Raw genomic sequence first — 16,707 nt, forward strand, 5'->3', positions numbered from 1 at the left:
CCTCGCGGCCATGCTCACGACGCGGGCGTCAGCGTCATCCACACCGTCTTGAGGTCGGAGTATTCCTCCAGCGAGTGGTGGGACTTGTCGCGGCCGTTGCCGGACTGCTTGACGCCGCCGAAGGGCACCGTCTGGTCCATGTCCGCCCAGTTGTTAACGAAGACCTGCCCCGAGCGTAGCCGCCGCGTGACACGCATGATGCGATCGATGTCCTGGCTCCACAGGCCTGCTGCCAGGCCGTAGTCACTGTCGTTGGCCAACCGCACGGCCTCTTCTTCAGTATCGAAGCCGAATACCGCCAATACCGGACCGAAAATTTCCTCCCGGCCGATGGCCATGCTGTCGGTGACGCCGTCGAATACCGTCGGACCGATGAACAGGCCCTGGCCATTCGCCTCCTCGCCGTTCAGGGCCTTGCCACCGGTACGTAGCGTCGCGCCTTCTTCAACGCCCTGGCGGATATAGTCGAGCACCCGCTGGTACTGGGTCTGATCGACCATCGCCCCCATGAAGCTCGCAGGATCCAGCGGATCGCCGGGCTGCATATGTTCGGCGGCGCTCAGAACCTTGTCGACGAAGCGCTCGCGAATGCTGTTTTCGACCAGTAGCCGCGAGCCGGCGATGCACACCTCGCCTTGATTGTGGAAAATCGCGGCGGCGGCGTGCTCGGCCACTCGGTCCAGGTCCTTGCAGTCGGCGAAGACCACATTCGGGCTCTTGCCGCCGCACTCCAGAAAGACCTTCTTGAGGTTCGACTGGCCGGCGTACTGCATCAGTTGCTTGCCGACCCCGGTGGAGCCGGTAAAGGCCAGGCAGTCGACGCCCATCGACAGTGCCAATGCCTTGCCCACGGTGTGGCCGAAACCGGGCAGCACCTGGAAGACGCCGCGCGGCAAACCGGCTTCCCGCGTCAGTTGCGCGAGGCGCAATGCCGACAGCGGCGACTTTTCCGAGGGCTTGAGGATGACACTGTTGCCGGCCGCCAGCGCCGGCCCGATCTTCCAGGCCGTCATCATCAACGGAAAGTTCCAGGGCACGATCGACGCCACCACACCGAGCGGTTCGCGCAGCACCAATCCCAGACTGTCCTCGCCGGTGGGGGCGATCTCGCCGTAGAGCTTGTCGATGGACTCGGCATGATGACGAATGCAGCCGATGGCGCCGCCCATGTCCCCCATGGCGCTCGACACCGGCTTGCCCATGTCCAGACTGTCGAGCACCGCCAACTCATGCTTGTGCTCCTCCATCAGCTCAGCCAGACGCAGCAGCACGGCCTTGCGTTCGCCCGGTGACAACCGCGACCACGCGCCGCCCTCGAAGGCACGTCGCGCCACCGTCACCGCCGCCTCGGCGTCGGCGGCATCACAACTGGCCACTTCGGCGAGCATCTCGCCGGTGGCCGGATTGAGGCTCGTGAACGTCTCGCCGCTGACAGCGTCAACGAAAGTATCGTCAATATAGGCACGCGCCTCGAGGCCCTTTTCGACACTCAGATGCTCGGCCAGCGCCCGCCAATCGGCATGGGTTTCGGGAATTGAGGTCTTGGATTGAGTCATGTCGTTCTCCTCAGGTCAGGACACGCGATTGGCGCGTTCAAGGATGGCATCGCAAAGCACTTGAGTACCTGCGGCACAGTGTTCCGGCGAGGCGTATTCGGCCTCGTTGTGGCTGATGCCGTCGCGGCAAGGAATGAAGATCATGGCCGTCGGCGCCACCCGTGACACATAGACAGCGTCGTGACCGGCCCCGCTCATCATGCGACGGTATTTCAGGCCATGCTCGAGAGCGCCACGTTCCACCGCCGCCACGCACTCCGGGGCGAACGCCACCACCGGCGAGGCCCATATCCGCTCTTGGGCCACCGTGACGCCGCAGGTCTCACCCACTTCAGTAAGCAACTCTTCGAAATACGCCTGCAACGCGTCCAGCTCGCTCTCTACCACATGGCGCAGGTCGATAGTGAGCCTGACCTCGCCGGGCACCACATTGCGTGATGCCGAGACGATATCCAGACAACCGCAGGTCACCTTGGTATCGCCGCTGTCGTCCGCCAGGGCATGGGCCTGCAGTCGGTCGATCAGGCGCGCCGCTGCCGCCAGCGCATCGCGGCGATAGCGCATGGGAGTCGGCCCGGCATGAGCCGACTGGCCCGAGAGCGTCACGTCGAACCAGCGCATACCCTGGACGCCGGTCACCACACCGATAGCCTCGCCCTCTTCCTCGAGCACCGGTCCCTGCTCGATATGCACCTCGAAGAAACTGTCCAGACGGGGCTCTCCCACCGGCGAAGCACCCGCGTACCCGCAGGCAGCCAGCGCTTCACCGAACGTCACCCCGTCACGATCCTCGCGCGCCAGCGTCGACTCGACGCTGAATACGCCCGCATAGGTACCGGACGCCACCATGGCCGGCGCAAAACGGCTACCTTCTTCGTTGGTCCAGACCACCAGCTCCAGCGGTCGCTCGGTGACGATGCCCTGATCCGACAGCGCGCGAAACACCTCCAAACCACCCAGTACGCCCAGATTACCGTCGAAGCGACCGCCCTTGGGCTGGGTATCCAGATGACTGCCCATGGCAACCGGATCGAGGTCGTTACGCTTGCCGGCACGGCGAATAAAGATATTGCCGACGCGGTCGACCCGCCAGGTACAACCGAGCGACTCGCACCAGTCGAGCAACAGTTGCCGGCCGGCGGCATCCTCTTCGGTCAAGGCCAGACGGCCACTACCACCGTTCTCGGTAGGACCGATCTCGGCCATCGCCATCAGGCTGTCCCACAACCGTTGGCCGTCAATGGAAACCGCCATGAGGTACCCCCTTTGTGCTTGTTAGGTGTTTGAACCATTGAACACATTAGGCGGCCCGCCAGTGGTTGCGATATACCCCTATCAGGATATATTCCCGCCCTCCCTTTCCTCGCTAGTCTCTTTCCGACCACAACGACTCATCACAACAACTCATCACAACAACTCATCGCGGCCACTTATCACGGCAATGACCGCTTTTAACTTGCGAGATGACACCATGAGCACCGAAACCCGTCCCTACGATGCCCAAGCGCTCTGGCAAAAGGACAAGGATCACTTCATTCATCCTTTCACCGACTTCAGCGTCTTTCACGAGGAAGGCTGTGACCTGATCACCGACAGCGAGGGCATCTACGTCCAGGATGCCCACGGCAACCGCTTCATCGACGGCATCGCCGGGCTGTGGTGCGTCAACGTCGGCCATGGCCGTGCCGAGATCGGCCAGGCCATGTCCGAGCAGGCCACGCGCATGGCCTACTTCTCGACCTTCAACAACCTCTCCAACGTGCCGGCCACACTGCTCGCCGACAAGCTCGCCGAGCTGGCCCCCGCGCATCTCAATCACGTCTTTTACAGCTGCGGTGGCTCGGCGGCCAACGATGCCACCATCCGCCTGGTGCATTACTACTTCAATCGCCTCGGCAAGCCGGCCAAGAAGCGCATCCTGTCGCGCAACAATGCCTATCACGGCACCACCTATCTGGCCTCTACCCTGACGGGAATTGCGAGCAACAATTGGGGCTTCGATACTCTCGATCATCTGGTCACCCATCTCAGCGAGGCCAACTGCTACCGCCGCCCCGAAGGCATGAGCGAAAGCGAATACTGCGATCATCTCGTGGCGGAATTCGTGGAGACCGTCGCCGAGATCGGCGCCGACAACATCGCCGCCTTCATCGCCGAGCCGATCATGGGCGCCGGCGGCGTGCTGGTAGCACCGAAGGGCTACCACAAGCGTATGCAGGCGGTGTGTCGCGCCAACGACATCCTATTCATCGCCGACGAGGTAGTGACAGGTTTCGGCCGTCTGGGGCACTTCTTCGCCTCCGAGGCGATGTTCGAGACCCAGCCCGATATCATCAACTGCGCCAAGGGGCTGTCGTCCGGCTATGCGCCGCTGGGCGCGACGCTGATCTCCGACGCACTCTACGACGTGCTCTCTACCCCGCAGGGACCGGGCGGCGTGCTGAGCACTGGTTTCACCTACTCCGGGCATCCGGTGAGCTGCGCGGCGGCACTCAAGAACATCGAAATCATCGAGCGCGAGGCGATCTGCGAAAACGTCCGCGAGGTGGGGCCCTATCTCGAAGAGCGCCTGCATTCACTGTCACATCACGCCACGGTGGGCGACGTGCGCGGCAGCCATTTCATGATGTGTCTCGAGAACGTCGCCGACAAGAACACCAAGGCACTCTTCCCAGTGGAAGCGCGAGTCGGTGACCGCATCGCCTTCGAGGCCCAGCAGCGCGGCCTGATCATTCGTCCGGTGGGCCATCTCAACATCGTGTCGCCCCCGCTGATCTGGACTCGCGAAGTGGTCGACGAGGTCGTGGCCATCCTCGACGCGGCGCTGACCGCCGCGACGGCGTCACTCAAGGCCGACGGTTACCTGTAAAAGAGCATTTCTCGACCTGTCCGATAGGCATCCAAGGTAGGCCGCCCGTAGAAGGTCATTCGCCATGGACGGCGAATGTAGCGCCCATGGAAGGGTTTACAGCGCCTTCCAACGGGACGGTCTACAGAGGCGGCCCCGCCACAGGGCCGTCCCCGAGACCACAAAGACAAAAGAGGACTTCATGATGGACACTTACGGACTCTGGAGCCTGTTTCCCACCCTGATCGTGCTGATCATGGCCATCGTCACCCGCCGCACCATCGAATCGCTGATGACCGGCGCACTGGTCGGCATGTTGATGATCGAGCCGACAAGCGTGGTGACCCAGGCTTCCGACACGCTGCTCACGGTGCTCGGCAACGACACCGTGACCTGGATCATTCTGGTCTGCGGGCTGTTCGGCAGTCTGATCGCGCTACTCGTGCGCACCGGCGGCGTGCTGACCTTCGGCGACGTCATGACTCGCCGCATCCACGGCCGACGTCAGGGGCTGCTGACAACCTGGGTCCTCGGACTGGTCATTTTCGTCGACGACTATCTCAACGCCCTGGCGATCAGCGCCTCGATGAAGAAGATCACCGATCGCTTCAAGGTCTCGCGGGAGATGCTCGCCTACATCGTCGACTCGACCGCCGCACCGATCTGCATCCTGGTACCCTTCTCCACCTGGGCGGTATTCTTCGCCGGACTGCTCGAGGACAACGATGTGACCGGCAGCGGTATGGGACTCTACATCGAATCGATTCCCTACATGTTCTACGCCTGGATCGCCGCTGCAGTGGTGCCCCTGGTAGCGATGGGGTGGATTCCCGCCATCGGCCCCATGAAGGCCGCTGAATCGCGCGCTGCGGGCGGCCAGTTGATGCCCGACGGAGCCGAGGAAAACGCCCTGGAAGTCGAGGACGAAGGCCAGCGCCGCCCGCATCTGCTCAACTTCCTGCTGCCCATCGCCAGCCTGATCTTCTTCACCTGGTATTTCGACATCGACATCCTGCGCGGGGTGATCGTGGCCCTGGCCGTGACACTGGTACTGATCTTCAGCCAGCGCCTGATGAGCTTTCACGCCACCTTCGATACCGCACTCGACGGCTTCAAGTCGATGCTGATGCCGTTGGGCACGCTGGTCGCCGGCTTCACGCTCAAGGAAGTCAACGACGGCCTGGGGCTCACCGAATACGTGATCCAGACCCTGCAGCCACTGATGACCGCGCAACTGCTACCAGCGGTGAGCTTCGTCACCATGGCGTTACTGGCCTTTGCCACCGGCTCGTTCTGGGGACTCTTTGCCGTGGCGATGCCCATCGTGCTGCCACTGGCGAGCAGCGTCCACGCCGAGATGCCACTGGTGATCGGCGCGCTGATCTCAGCCAGCGCCTTCGGCAGTCACGCCTGCTTCTACGGCGACTCCACCGTGCTCTCGGCCCAGGGCAGCGGCTGCACGCCGATGGCCCACGCTCTGACTCAGCTTCCCTATGCGCTTATTGCCGCTTTCCTGGCAACGCTGGTATTCCTGGCAGCAGGCTATCTTTGAGGTTCGTCATGAACGACACACACATCGCAACAGCGCGTCGCACCACCACGCCCACCGCGCGGGGCTTTGCCATGCCCGCCGAGTTCGCCCCGCATGACGCCTGCTGGATGCTCTGGCCGCAGCGTCCCGACAACTGGCGCTACGGCGCCAAGCCGGCTCAGGCGGCATTCGTCGCCGTCGCCGAGGCGATCGCCGTGAGCGAGGCGGTCTTCGTCGGCGTCAACGACGATCAGTACGAAAACGCCCGCAACCAGTTGCCGACACACATTCGGGTGATCGAGCTTTCCAGCAACGACGCCTGGATGCGCGATGTCGGGCCGACCTTTCTGACCCATCCGGATGGTCGCTTGGCGATGGTCGACTGGGAGTTCAATGCCTGGGGCGGGCTCAACGGAGGGCTCTACTTCCCCTGGGACAAGGACCGCCGCATCCGCCAGAAGATCGCCGAGATACTCGGCATCGAACGCTTCATCACCCCGCTGGTCCTCGAGGGTGGCGCGATCCACGTCGACGGCGAGGGCACCCTGATCACCACCGAGGAATGCCTGCTCAACCCCAACCGCAATCCCGATCTCGACAAGGCCGAGATCGAACGGCTTTTGTGCGTCTATCTGGGTGTCGAAAAGGTCATCTGGCTACCGCGCGGCTGTTTTCAGGACGAGACCGACGGCCACGTCGACAACCTGTGTTGCTTCGTCGCCCCCGGCGAGGTGGCGCTGACCTGGACCGACGACGAGAGTGACCCGCAGCATGCCATCTCCCGCGAGGCCCTGGCGATTCTCGAGGCCGCCACCGACGCCAAGGGACGGCGGCTTATAGTGCACAAACTACCGATGCCCGGCCCGCTGAAGATCGCCGAGACCGAGGCCAGCGGCGTCGATCGGCTAAGCAGCTCGCGGCCCCGCCAACCCGGCGACCGCATGGCCGGCTCCTATGTCAATTTCTATATCGGCAACGCGGTAGTGGTAATGCCCAAACTCGATCCAGTCCACGACGACGCGGCACGAATAATCCTCGAGAGATTGTTCCCGGGGCGCCGGGTGGTCGCCGTCGATGCCCGCGAGATCCTGCTCGGCGGCGGCAACATCCACTGCATCACCCAACAGCAACCCCGGGCCTGATTCCTGTCAGGCGCTATCGTGGGACAAGCCTATGCAGCAGGACGGCCGTGTTAGCCACGCTCGACGACGTCTACTCTGTTGAAGAGCGACCCTGCTGCAAAAAAGCGGCCATCCAGTGAGCGACCTGCAGTGAGTCCGTACGCGCAGATGCCTCATGGAGTTTGGTCAGCGCCTGGTCGGCCGCCGCCGACGGAATCGGCGCGTCGCGACGTGACTGAAGCAACCGGGTTTCGAACGCCACGTTGAACTCCGGATGCGCCTGCAGGGTCAGGATGCGATTGTCATACTGCAGCGCCGCAAACGGACAGAACGACGAAGAGGCGATGAGCTCGGCCTGCGTCGGTTTGCTCAGCACCTGATCCTGGTGCACCGCATTCAGTGTGAATTGGCCCCCCAGGGCGCTCAGTTCCGGCACGCTTTTGTCCAGTCGATAGGTATGCAGCCCCACGCCCCAACCGTTCGGATACCGGTTGACGTCGGCCCCAAAGGCTTCCGCCACGATCTGGTGGCCAAAGCAGATCCCTACGATGGGACGGCCGGTGGCGTAGATTTCAAGAATCAGTGCTTTCAAGCGTGCCATCCAGGGCGTCTTGTCGCAGACGCTGGATTTTGAGCCAGTGATGATCCAGGCATCACAGGCATCGGCTGATTCGGGAAAGATATCGTCGCGGACATCGAAGGTAATGAAGGTAAAGTCATAGCCGGCTTGCCCGAACAAGTTAACGAACATGTCGGCGTAGGAGCCGTGCGTCTCGATCAGATCATCCGGCGCAGTGCCGGTGGCCAATATGCCGATTTTCAGCGTCATGACGAATTCCTCACTCACGGTCGCGCCGTGCCTGTCTTTAGCGCCTGGCCAGGATCAGAGCAATCCTAGATAGGCCTCGTATTCGATATCGGAAATGCGCTCGTTCAGGCAGCGGTGCTCCTGGCGCTTGGCTTGCGCATAGACACGCACGAACTCGTCGCTCAGGTATCCCCGCAGTCTCTCACTGTGATCAAAACGCTCGATGGCGTCCTGCCACTCGCAAGGCAACGGATAGCGGGGATTCTCTTCGGCGTAGGCATCACCTTCCACCGGGGCATCTGGCTCGAGTTCGTTTTCCATGCCATGCAGCGCACCAGCGAGAACGGCCGCCAGCACCAGATACGGGTTGGCATCGGCACCGGCTACCCGATGCTCGATCCGCCGCGCCTGATGGGGGCTTTCCGGCACGCGCAGCGCCACCGTGCGATTCTCGTAACCCCAGCTAGCATGAGTCGGGGCATGGGCGCCCGGCATGAAGCGGCGATAGGAATTCAGGTGCGGCGCGAACATCAGCATGCTCTCCGGCATCGACTGCATCAGCCCCGCAATGGCATGGCGCAGCAGATCGCTGCCCTGTTCGGTGCCGTCATCGAAGACATTGTTGCCGTCGCAGTCGAGCAGACTGAAATGCACATGAAAACCGTTGCCGCTTTCCTCGACATAGGGCTTGGCCATGAAGGTAGCCGCATAGCCATGGCGACGGGCAACGCCGCGTACGAGGCGCTTGAACAGGATCGCCTGATCGCCCGCATTCAGCGGGTCGTCCACATGGTCGAGGTTGACCTCGAACTGCCCCGGGCCCATCTCGGCGATGATGGTATCCGCACCGATACCCTGTGCCTGACAAGCCGTGCGGATATCGGTAAAAAACGCCTCGAAGCCATCCATTTCCTCAACGGAATAACCTTCCGTATAGGCCAGGCGGCGGCCTTTGCCCTCTGCAAGTGCCGGCGGAATCGGACGCTGAATGCTTTCCGATTCGGCATCCATCAAATAGAACTCAAGCTCGGTGGCCATCACCGGTGTCAGCCCCTTGTCGGCGAAACGATCCACCATGCGCTTGAGCACCTGGCGAGGATCGGCCTCGAAGGGCGTGCCATCAGGATTGAACATCATCGCCAGCATCTGGTCACGCGGCGCCTCCGACCATGGCACCGGGATTGGCGTTGCACTGACAGGCAGGCAGACACCATCACTGTCGCCGGTCTCGAACACCAGGCCATTGTCCAGCACATCGGCACCCCAGAAATCAAAGCCCACCACCGAGCGCGGCAGTTTGAGCCCTTCCTTGCGGACCTTTTCCAGACCGCTGGCGGGCATACGCTTGCCGCGTAAATTGCCGTTCAAATCCGTGATGAAGAGATCCAGATCGCGGTTCTTGTCGTGTTTTTTATTCGTCGCCATACGTGTGACTCTTGAATGCTTTTCGAAATCAGAGCATCAAGATATCCCATCCAGATAGTGGTGTATCTATCACCCCAGGGGTATCCGATCAACGGAAGACGTCATCTATCTCTGCCTGCGACATGGCCCGAAGGCGAGCCGGGCTGGTACCGGCCCACCATCTGGCTTAGCCTTGGTAAAATTCCTGAAAGCCTCCTTTCGGCCGCCTACAAGAAGCAAGGATAAGCGATGAGAGATCGCGTCAATCAGATACACACCAATGAGAGTTGGCAGAAAAACCTGGCCGTACTCATCGAGCATCAGCGGCTGCGCAGTTTTCCGATGATGCTGGAGGCCTTCCTGTCGACCCTGTGTTTCTTCGACACGATTCTGCTGCTGACCTACAAGAAATCGCTGCGACCGATTCTCGTCCACCCTTCCGACCCGGCGGAGCAGAGCGATACCCTACGCCAGTACATCAATCATGCCTATGTACTCGACCCCCTGTTCCACGCCATCAAGGACACCGCACCCCCCGGTATCGTGCGGCTTGCCGATATCATGCCGGATTCGTTCAAGAGTACCGAGTACTATCAAACCTGCTACCAGAACTTCGGGCTGGTGGATGAGATCAACCTCTTGATCCGCCTCGATGACGAAGTGACCTGCGCCATCACGCTGGGGCGCAAAGCCTCGCTGGAAAGCATTTCGCGTACCGAACTGAATGCCCTGCAAGAGTTTCACCCTGTCATCAGCGCGCTCATGCGCCAGTTCTGGCAGACCCAGTCCGACGAGTTCCTGCAATATGGCCGCTCCGACGACCCCATGAAACGCGCGCTACGCACCTTCGCCAGCGGCGTGCTGACTCAGCGTGAGCGAGAAATCACCGATCTGATCCTGCGGGGTTTTTCCTCCCAAGCGATTGCCGACCATCTGACAATCAGCGTCGGCACGGTCAAGGTGCATCGCAAGAATATTCATGCACGACTAAACACCTCTACCCAGGCGGAAATCTTCACACAGTTCATCAACCACCTGAGTCACCTGGAAGAGCATCACTAGAAAGACCTCCTCCGAGCCTGCAAGGCCAATGTCAGATACACATGCGCCGGTGGCGATATAGCCACGCGACATCAATCGCAAACGAATACGTCAGCAATACCAGCGCCAGGCTCACACAGAGCATGGCCCAGAAAGGCGCGACGAACGGCAGCAGCGCCACCAGCAGGCTGGCGACTTGCCATACACACACCAACTGGCGACGAAAGCTTGGGGGGAGCGGCCGTTGCAGCCAGTGCCACACCCACCCTGCCGCGACGAACACATAGCGCAGCGCCCCGCACAACAGCACCCAACCGCCCAGCTTGTCGAGCACCACGAGCGCGCAGCACAGCACCGCGATGAAGAAGGCATCCAGCTCCATATCGAAACGGGCACCGAAGCCAGTGACAGAATGCGTATGCCGGGCCACCCAACCATCAAGGCCGTCCAGGCACAACGCCAGCAATGCCAGTCCCGCCATTTCCAGCGCATGACGCTGCATGAAAGCAGGAAACACCATGCTGCCGGCAAGCAGGGCGACCAATATCCCCCGCAACAAGGTCACGCGATTGGCCCAACCCAGCCAGCGCGATGCCGTCGGCCAGGCCCACACGATCATGACCGCCATGCCCAGATACACACCGCCCACCGCCCAGCCAAGCCCCGCAGGTGCCGCCAGATGCCACTGCAAGGCCTCCACCAGCACGCCCACCAGGCATAGGCCTAGCAGAAGTTCCAGCATCGCCGGCAGACCATGGGCCCAGGACGGCCTGCGGCCAGTGGTGTGGGGGGACGTGGAACGCATGCCCTTCCTCCGCAGCCTTTTGGTTTCACTATGGCAGAGGCACCGGTGACCAGCGCAATTTTTACTAAGCTGATAGCACTCGATGCTTATAATAAAAATGGTACAAAAACGATCCTGTGTACAATACCTGTACATGAATGGTGTCATGGACGATACTCAAGGCAAAGAAGGAGATTTGCCATGCACGCAGCGAACGCCCAGGCTTTCTGGATACAGGCACCGGGGCACGGTGAAATCAGACAGCACGCCCTGCCCGACCTCCAGGCGCATGAGCTGTTGATCAGAACACGCTACAGCGCCGTCAGTCGCGGCACCGAAAGTCTGGTATTTCAAGGCAAGATCCCGGAGAGCGAATACACCCGCATGCGCGCGCCCTTTCAGGAAGGCGATTTCCCGGGGCCGGTCAAATATGGCTATGCCAACGTCGGCGTGGTCGAAGAAGGGCCGGGGGCCTGGCGTGGCCGCGAGGTATTCTGTCTTTATCCGCACCAGACACGCTACGTCGTTCCTCTCGAGTCCGTCGTGCCACTACCCGAGGATCTTCCCGCCGCGCGTGCAGTCCTCGCGGCCAACATGGAAACCGCCGTCAATGCCCTGTGGGACGCCGCCCCACGCGTCGGCGACCGGATCAGTGTCGTCGGCGCCGGCGTGGTCGGCAGCCTGGTCGCCTGGTTATGCCAACAAACGGCTGGCGCGCGCGTGCAACTGCTCGACATCGATGCCGGCAAGGCCGAACTGGCCGCCGCACTGGGCCTGCCCTTTCGCCACCCACGCGATGCCGAGGACGAGCAAGACATCGTGATCAACGCCAGCGGCAGCCCTCACGGCCTGCGCAGCGCTCTGGAGCTGGCGGGATACGAAGCGGAGATCATCGAGCTGAGCTGGTTCGGACGCGACGAGGTCACGCTGCCGCTCGGCGAGGCTTTTCACTCGCGGCGATTGACCCTGCGTGCCAGCCAGGTGGGCGGGGTCTCCCCGGCCAGACGCGCGCGACGCAGCCATGCCCAGCGTCTGCAACTGGCCCTGACGCTACTTCGCGATGCCCGCCTCGATGCCTTGATCGACGCTGAAAGCGATTTTCACGACTTGCCCACTACATTGGCACGCCTGAGCGACACGGATCGCCCGGCGCTATGCCATCGCATACGCTATTCGTGACGCCACCGCCATGCGGTGGCGCCCATCCAACACGCCTAACCAGTAACACGCATGACCGGTATTACGCATCGGCAATACATAAGGAGTCACACGGATGTTCAGCCTGACGGTTAGAGACCACTTCATGATCGCGCACAGCTTCAACGGCGAGATCTTCGGCCCTGCACAGCGCTTGCATGGCGCCACCTATGTGGTCGATGTCGCCTTCAAGCGCCCCGAACTCGACCGCGATGACCTCATCGTCGATATCGGCTTGGCCAGCCAGACGCTGTCGCGCGTGCTGAGCGATCTCAATTTCAATAACCTCGACGACGTGCCCGAATTCCGGGGGCGCAACACCACTACCGAGTTCATGGCCAAGGTGATTTTCGAACGGCTCACCCACGCCATCCGCCAGGGCGAACTCGGCGAGACCGGGCATGGCCTGACGGCCCTCGGCGTCACGCTGCATGAATCGCATATCGCCTGGGCGAGTTACGAGGGCGCGGTATGAGTCATCCCGTGACCCTCATCGTCGCTGGCAACCCCGCGCAGTTGACCGGCGGCTACGTCTACGACGCACGCGTCGTCGCGGCCCTGCGCGAACACGGCTGGCCGGTCGAGGTGATCGGCCTCGAGGGGCGTTTTCCCGAACCCGACGCCACGGCGCAAAAGGCCCTGGAAAACGCCTTGGCGGCCCAGCCCGAGGGTGCCCATGTGATCATCGATGGACTCGCGATGGGTGGCTTGCCCGACGTCCTCGAGACCCATACCCAGCGCCTGACGCTCACCGCCCTGATCCACCATCCGCTCGCCGATGAAACCGGCCTCGGCGACGCCGAGCGCGAGCGCTTCTTGATCAGCGAGACGCGCGCGCTGTCGGCGGTGCGCGACGTCATCGTCACCAGCCTCTTCACCGCGCGGCGTCTGGCGGATTTTCAGGTGGCTGCGCAGCGCTTGCACGTGGTCGAACCCGGCGTGACGCGCGCCACGCCGGCACATGGCAACGGCGATGTGCCGCGCCTTTTGTGCGTGGCCACGGTCACCCCGCGCAAGGGACATGACGTGCTCGTCGAGGCGCTGGCCACGCTGACCGACCTGCCCTGGACATGCGACTGCATCGGCGGCCTGGATCGCGCGCCGGCGCATGTCGCGCACGTCCAGCAACGTATCGCCGCCCATGGCCTGGAAGAACGCATTCACCTGCTCGGCGAGCGATCCGCCGATGCTCTGGACAAGGCCTATCACACCAGCGATATCTTCGTGCTGCCCTCGCATTACGAGGGCTACGGCATGGTCGTCAGCGAAGCCCTTGCACATGCCTTGCCCGTGGTTACCACCACCGGCGGCGCCCTCGCTCATACTCTGCCCGACGATGCCGGCCTCAAGGTGCCGCCCGGCGATGTCGAGGCCCTCGCCGCTGCGCTGCGCGAGATGCTCGGCGATCCGCGCAAGCGTCAAGCATGGTGCGAAGGTGCCGAGCGCGCCCAGGCCTCGCTGCGCGACTGGTCACAGGTCGGCGCGGCCTTCGCCGCCGCCTTGCAGCGAGGCGCCGCATGAACACCGCCGGTACGTTCAGCGAATCCTGGCTGGCGCAGCGCGAGCAGGCCGATCACGACGCCCGCGCCATGGCGCCCTTGCACGCCGCCAGTGACTGGCTTGCCACGCGTGGGAGCCACGTTCCCTGGCAACTACTCGATCTGGGCAGTGGCAGCGGCGCCAATGTACGCTACCTCGCGCCTCGCTTGCCCGGCACTCAGCACTGGTGCCTGGTCGATCATGACGATTCTCTGCTCGATCATGCCGTGGGGCGCTGTCAGTCCTTGCGCGATAACGCGGGAGCGCCTATCCACGTGACCACGCAACAGCGCGACCTGCATGCCCTCGAGGCATCGTGGTTCACCGGTATCGACCTCGTCACCGCCTCGGCGTTGTGCGATCTGGTCAGTGCTGACTGGGTCGAGGCCCTGGCCGACGCCTGCGCGGCCCAAGGCGCCGCGGCACTGATCACGCTCAGCGTGGATGGCGAAATTCATTTCCAGGCCGATAACGTGGCAGTCAATGACGCCGAAGATGCCTGGCTCTTCGCGCTCCTCGCCGCGCATCAACGCCGCGACAAGGGCCTGGGTCCCGCGCTGGGCACCACGGCACCCCAGACATTGATCGAAGCCTTCACCGCCAGAGGCTTTCACCTCGTCGACGCTGAAAGCCCCTGGCGCCTGACGCCGGCGCAACGCCCCCTGGCGCTGAGCCTGATCGACGGCTGGGCCAACGCCGCCCGCGAACAAGCGCCACATGATCGTCAGCGCATCGAGCGCTGGTGGCAACATCGCCGGGAGGCCCTCGAGCGGGGCCGACTCGATCTATACGTCGGGCACCGCGACCTGTTCGCCGCCCCGGGGCCCGCCCATGCGTCCCGCTAAGGCGACCCTCGTACGCCTGGGCGTGAGCCTGGCGCTGATCGGGGTGCTCGCCTGGCAACTCGACACGCGGACGCTGCGTGACGCCTTCGCCACCCCCGCGCCGGGCTGGCTGTTGCTGGCATGGGCCCTCAGCGTACCCCAGGTGGTGCTCTCCGCCTGGCGCTGGCGCCTGACCGCCCGACGCATGGGGCTTAAGTTGCCGCTGCGCCGTGCCGTGGCGGAATACTACATGGCTACCTTTCTCAACCAGGTACTGCCGGGCGGCGTCATTGGCGACGCCTCGCGGGCCTGGCGCCATGCCCGGTCGAGCAGCGACCGCCCACGGGCGTGGCGCGCGGTGATCATCGAACGCCTCTCCGGCCAACTGATGCTGGCCGTAATCGCCATCGCGGGGCTCATGGCCTCATCGGACTTGCGCGATAGCGTACTCGGTAGCCTTGTCCGGCTGGGTAATGTCCCTGGTGCGCTGACGATAGGGATCATCATGCTGGGCGGACTGGGAATCTGGGGCTATCGCCGTCCGCCGGCCTGGCTACGCGACACGCTGGGCGATCTCGGCGCCGCCCTGGTCGCCTCGCGCATGTGGTTCTGGCAATGCCTCAGTTCGCTGGGTGTGGTGGCGAGCTATATCGCCATCTACGCCATCGCCGCTCGTGGCGTGGGGGCCGATATCCACCTCGCCACCCTATTGCCGTTGATTCCGCCGGTGCTGATGGTCATGGCGATTCCCCTCTCGGTAGCCGGTTGGGGATTGCGCGAGAGCGCCGCCGCATTGGTGTGGATGGGGGCCGGGCTGGATCCCGCCCAGGGCGTGGCCATTTCACTGGTCTACGGGGTCATCGTGCTGGTCTCGAGCCTGCCGGGCGCCTGGCTGCTCTGCCGCCGTCGTCCCCCGCGCCGGGGTCGCGAGACTCGGACAGGCGCTCCGCTAACGAGCAAGCGTGGAGGAGGCTGCCATGCGCGATGACGCAGAGGGTATTTACAAAAGGGCTGCACTCGACAATCCGGCGTTAAAATCGGCCTCAAAAGACTCATTTACCCCATGTAAACTCCGTGTTTTCGGCCAATTTTGCCTTGTCTTGCCATCGTTCGCCTGTTTTGTAAACACCCTCTTACACCGTATGACCGGGACGCAGCGTCAGATCGAACAGCGTGTCGTCGCCCATCGCGAACGTGCGACACGGCGGACGCAGGGCCGCGTCGAGGGTCTCGATTTCGGCCAGGCTCACCGCCGGGCGCCCCGAGCCGATCAACAGCGGCGCCACGACCACATGCAGGCGATCGAGCTGGCCATCTGCCAGAAAACGCGACACGGTTTGCCCGCCGCCTTCGATGAGCACCCGGTGAAGACCGCGTGCCGCCAGGGTATCGAGCAGCGCTGCGGGCGTCAGGCCGGCGGCACTCTCGGGCACCAGCGATTCGACGTGTCCGCCCAGGGTATCGCGCGGCAGCGGATGCCGGGTGATATGCAGCGTCGAGGCATCGCCGTGCTGGAACACGCCGCTGGTCGCGGGAACGCGGCCGTTGGGGTCGAGAATCACGCGTACCGGATTGTCTCCCGGCACATGCCGCACGGTGAGTTGCGGGTCGTCGGCACAGGCCGTGCCCGCCCCGATGATCACGGCATCGACCAGCGCGCGCAGGCGGTGCAGGTGCACGCGGCTGGCCTCGCCGGTGACGTAGTGCGAGGCGCCGGTGATCGTGGCGATACGTCCATCGAGGCTCTGCCCGAGTTGCGCGATGACGAAGCGCCCGGGTGTCGCACTGCTCGGCAACAGACTATCGAGCAGCGCCGTCGCCTCCGCCGTGACCGGGCCCTCGGCTTGCCAGGCGCCGCCGCGCCAGACGCGCAGCCGGCCATCCGCCAGCGTCAACGCCGCATGGGCGCCCCAGTCCTCGCGTCGAGCCTCGCAAATCGCCTGCCAGGCCAGCGCCACATCGAGTGTCGCAGGACTCATACGGTCTCCCGTGCCGTGTGCCAACGAATATGTCATGACACGTCATCGAAGCATTACGACGCGCAAAAACCAAGG

The 16,707-nt window shown here is 63.2% G+C and carries 15 protein-coding genes; 9 read left to right on the forward strand and 6 right to left on the reverse strand.

Annotated features, from left to right (window positions below; translation table 11 throughout):
- Nucleotides 1-14 precede the first annotated feature (14 nt).
- Both L1073_RS03310 and L1073_RS03315 read right to left on the reverse strand, forming a co-directional pair.
- Nucleotides 15-1,556, reverse strand: coding sequence for an aldehyde dehydrogenase (locus L1073_RS03310; RefSeq protein WP_246896848.1), 1,542 nt, complete (start codon nucleotides 1,554-1,556; stop codon nucleotides 15-17).
- A gap of 15 nt (nucleotides 1,557-1,571) precedes the next feature.
- Nucleotides 1,572-2,810: a Zn-dependent hydrolase gene (locus L1073_RS03315; RefSeq protein WP_246896849.1), complete on the reverse strand. Its 1,239-nt coding sequence runs from the start codon at nucleotides 2,808-2,810 to the stop codon at nucleotides 1,572-1,574.
- Nucleotides 2,811-3,027: 217 nt separating this feature from the next.
- On the opposite strand from L1073_RS03315, the gene L1073_RS03320 reads away from it, so the two are divergent.
- From L1073_RS03320 to aguA, 3 genes are all read left to right on the forward strand, one after another.
- Entirely contained in the window at nucleotides 3,028-4,425 is a 1,398-nt protein-coding gene (locus L1073_RS03320; protein ID WP_246896850.1) for an aminotransferase, read from the forward strand.
- Nucleotides 4,426-4,606: 181 nt separating this feature from the next.
- On the forward strand, nucleotides 4,607-5,956 hold the full coding sequence (locus L1073_RS03325; protein WP_246896851.1) for a Na+/H+ antiporter NhaC family protein: 1,350 nt from the start codon (nucleotides 4,607-4,609) through the stop codon (nucleotides 5,954-5,956).
- Between the two features lie 8 nt (nucleotides 5,957-5,964).
- Complete coding sequence (gene aguA, locus L1073_RS03330) at nucleotides 5,965-7,077, forward strand: agmatine deiminase (RefSeq protein ID WP_246896853.1); 1,113 nt, start codon at nucleotides 5,965-5,967, stop codon at nucleotides 7,075-7,077.
- Between the two features lie 70 nt (nucleotides 7,078-7,147).
- On the opposite strand, the gene L1073_RS03335 is transcribed toward aguA, so the two are convergent.
- Together L1073_RS03335 and L1073_RS03340 are read right to left on the reverse strand one after the other, a co-directional pair.
- Nucleotides 7,148-7,885 (reverse strand): glutamine amidotransferase-related protein, encoded by a 738-nt coding sequence (locus L1073_RS03335; RefSeq protein WP_246896855.1) that lies wholly within the window; start codon nucleotides 7,883-7,885, stop codon nucleotides 7,148-7,150.
- Between the two features lie 54 nt (nucleotides 7,886-7,939).
- The gene (locus L1073_RS03340; protein ID WP_246896857.1) at nucleotides 7,940-9,289 is read right to left on the reverse strand and encodes a glutamine synthetase family protein; all 1,350 of its coding nucleotides are present in this window, start codon (nucleotides 9,287-9,289) and stop codon (nucleotides 7,940-7,942) included.
- A 228-nt stretch (nucleotides 9,290-9,517) separates the two neighbouring features.
- Between L1073_RS03340 and L1073_RS03345 the strand changes: the two genes are divergently transcribed.
- Nucleotides 9,518-10,330, forward strand: coding sequence for a helix-turn-helix domain-containing protein (locus L1073_RS03345; RefSeq protein ID WP_246896859.1), 813 nt, complete (start codon nucleotides 9,518-9,520; stop codon nucleotides 10,328-10,330).
- Nucleotides 10,331-10,361: 31 nt separating this feature from the next.
- On the opposite strand, the gene L1073_RS03350 is transcribed toward L1073_RS03345, so the two are convergent.
- Nucleotides 10,362-11,114 carry a CDP-alcohol phosphatidyltransferase family protein gene (locus L1073_RS03350; RefSeq protein ID WP_246896861.1) on the reverse strand — a complete coding sequence of 251 codons (753 nt, stop codon included), beginning with the start codon at nucleotides 11,112-11,114 and terminating at the stop codon, nucleotides 10,362-10,364.
- A 180-nt stretch (nucleotides 11,115-11,294) separates the two neighbouring features.
- On the opposite strand from L1073_RS03350, the gene L1073_RS03355 reads away from it, so the two are divergent.
- The 5 genes from L1073_RS03355 to L1073_RS03375 all read left to right on the forward strand — a co-directional run bounded on the left by L1073_RS03355 (nucleotide 11,295) and on the right by L1073_RS03375 (nucleotide 15,641).
- The gene (locus tag L1073_RS03355) at nucleotides 11,295-12,272 is read left to right on the forward strand and encodes a zinc-dependent alcohol dehydrogenase (RefSeq protein WP_246896863.1); all 978 of its coding nucleotides are present in this window, start codon (nucleotides 11,295-11,297) and stop codon (nucleotides 12,270-12,272) included.
- A gap of 94 nt (nucleotides 12,273-12,366) precedes the next feature.
- Nucleotides 12,367-12,765, forward strand: coding sequence for a 6-pyruvoyl trahydropterin synthase family protein (locus L1073_RS03360; protein ID WP_246896864.1), 399 nt, complete (start codon nucleotides 12,367-12,369; stop codon nucleotides 12,763-12,765).
- A complete protein-coding gene (locus tag L1073_RS03365) occupies nucleotides 12,762-13,811 on the forward strand; it encodes a glycosyltransferase family 4 protein (RefSeq protein WP_246896866.1) in 1,050 nt (349 codons plus the stop codon). Before L1073_RS03360 ends, L1073_RS03365 begins: the two co-directional genes overlap by 4 nt.
- A complete protein-coding gene (locus L1073_RS03370; protein ID WP_246896867.1) occupies nucleotides 13,808-14,674 on the forward strand; it encodes a class I SAM-dependent methyltransferase in 867 nt (288 codons plus the stop codon). Before L1073_RS03365 ends, L1073_RS03370 begins: the two co-directional genes overlap by 4 nt.
- The gene (locus L1073_RS03375; RefSeq protein ID WP_246896868.1) at nucleotides 14,661-15,641 is read left to right on the forward strand and encodes a lysylphosphatidylglycerol synthase transmembrane domain-containing protein; all 981 of its coding nucleotides are present in this window, start codon (nucleotides 14,661-14,663) and stop codon (nucleotides 15,639-15,641) included. Before L1073_RS03370 ends, L1073_RS03375 begins: the two co-directional genes overlap by 14 nt.
- Nucleotides 15,642-15,786: 145 nt before the next feature.
- On the opposite strand, the gene L1073_RS03380 is transcribed toward L1073_RS03375, so the two are convergent.
- Nucleotides 15,787-16,632: a RibD family protein gene (locus tag L1073_RS03380; RefSeq protein WP_246896869.1), complete on the reverse strand. Its 846-nt coding sequence runs from the start codon at nucleotides 16,630-16,632 to the stop codon at nucleotides 15,787-15,789.
- Nucleotides 16,633-16,707: the final 75 nt, after the last annotated feature.

This window comes from Chromohalobacter nigrandesensis (genome assembly GCF_023061285.1).
GTDB lineage: Bacteria > Pseudomonadota > Gammaproteobacteria > Pseudomonadales > Halomonadaceae > Chromohalobacter > Chromohalobacter nigrandesensis.

Bases quoted from the DNA above. Each gene is read 5' to 3' on its own strand.
- L1073_RS03310 (WP_246896848.1), bottom strand. From the start codon at position 1,556: ATGACTCAATCCAAGACCTCAATTCCCGAAACCCATGCCGATTGGCGG.
- L1073_RS03315 (WP_246896849.1), bottom strand. From the start codon at position 2,810: ATGGCGGTTTCCATTGACGGCCAACGGTTGTGGGACAGCCTGATGGCG.
- L1073_RS03320 (WP_246896850.1), top strand. From the start codon at position 3,028: ATGAGCACCGAAACCCGTCCCTACGATGCCCAAGCGCTCTGGCAAAAG.
- L1073_RS03325 (WP_246896851.1), top strand. From the start codon at position 4,607: ATGATGGACACTTACGGACTCTGGAGCCTGTTTCCCACCCTGATCGTG.
- aguA (WP_246896853.1), top strand. From the start codon at position 5,965: ATGAACGACACACACATCGCAACAGCGCGTCGCACCACCACGCCCACC.
- L1073_RS03335 (WP_246896855.1), bottom strand. From the start codon at position 7,885: ATGACGCTGAAAATCGGCATATTGGCCACCGGCACTGCGCCGGATGAT.
- L1073_RS03340 (WP_246896857.1), bottom strand. From the start codon at position 9,289: ATGGCGACGAATAAAAAACACGACAAGAACCGCGATCTGGATCTCTTC.
- L1073_RS03345 (WP_246896859.1), top strand. From the start codon at position 9,518: ATGAGAGATCGCGTCAATCAGATACACACCAATGAGAGTTGGCAGAAA.
- L1073_RS03350 (WP_246896861.1), bottom strand. From the start codon at position 11,114: ATGCGTTCCACGTCCCCCCACACCACTGGCCGCAGGCCGTCCTGGGCC.
- L1073_RS03355 (WP_246896863.1), top strand. From the start codon at position 11,295: ATGCACGCAGCGAACGCCCAGGCTTTCTGGATACAGGCACCGGGGCAC.
- L1073_RS03360 (WP_246896864.1), top strand. From the start codon at position 12,367: ATGTTCAGCCTGACGGTTAGAGACCACTTCATGATCGCGCACAGCTTC.
- L1073_RS03365 (WP_246896866.1), top strand. From the start codon at position 12,762: ATGAGTCATCCCGTGACCCTCATCGTCGCTGGCAACCCCGCGCAGTTG.
- L1073_RS03370 (WP_246896867.1), top strand. From the start codon at position 13,808: ATGAACACCGCCGGTACGTTCAGCGAATCCTGGCTGGCGCAGCGCGAG.
- L1073_RS03375 (WP_246896868.1), top strand. From the start codon at position 14,661: ATGCGTCCCGCTAAGGCGACCCTCGTACGCCTGGGCGTGAGCCTGGCG.
- L1073_RS03380 (WP_246896869.1), bottom strand. From the start codon at position 16,632: ATGAGTCCTGCGACACTCGATGTGGCGCTGGCCTGGCAGGCGATTTGC.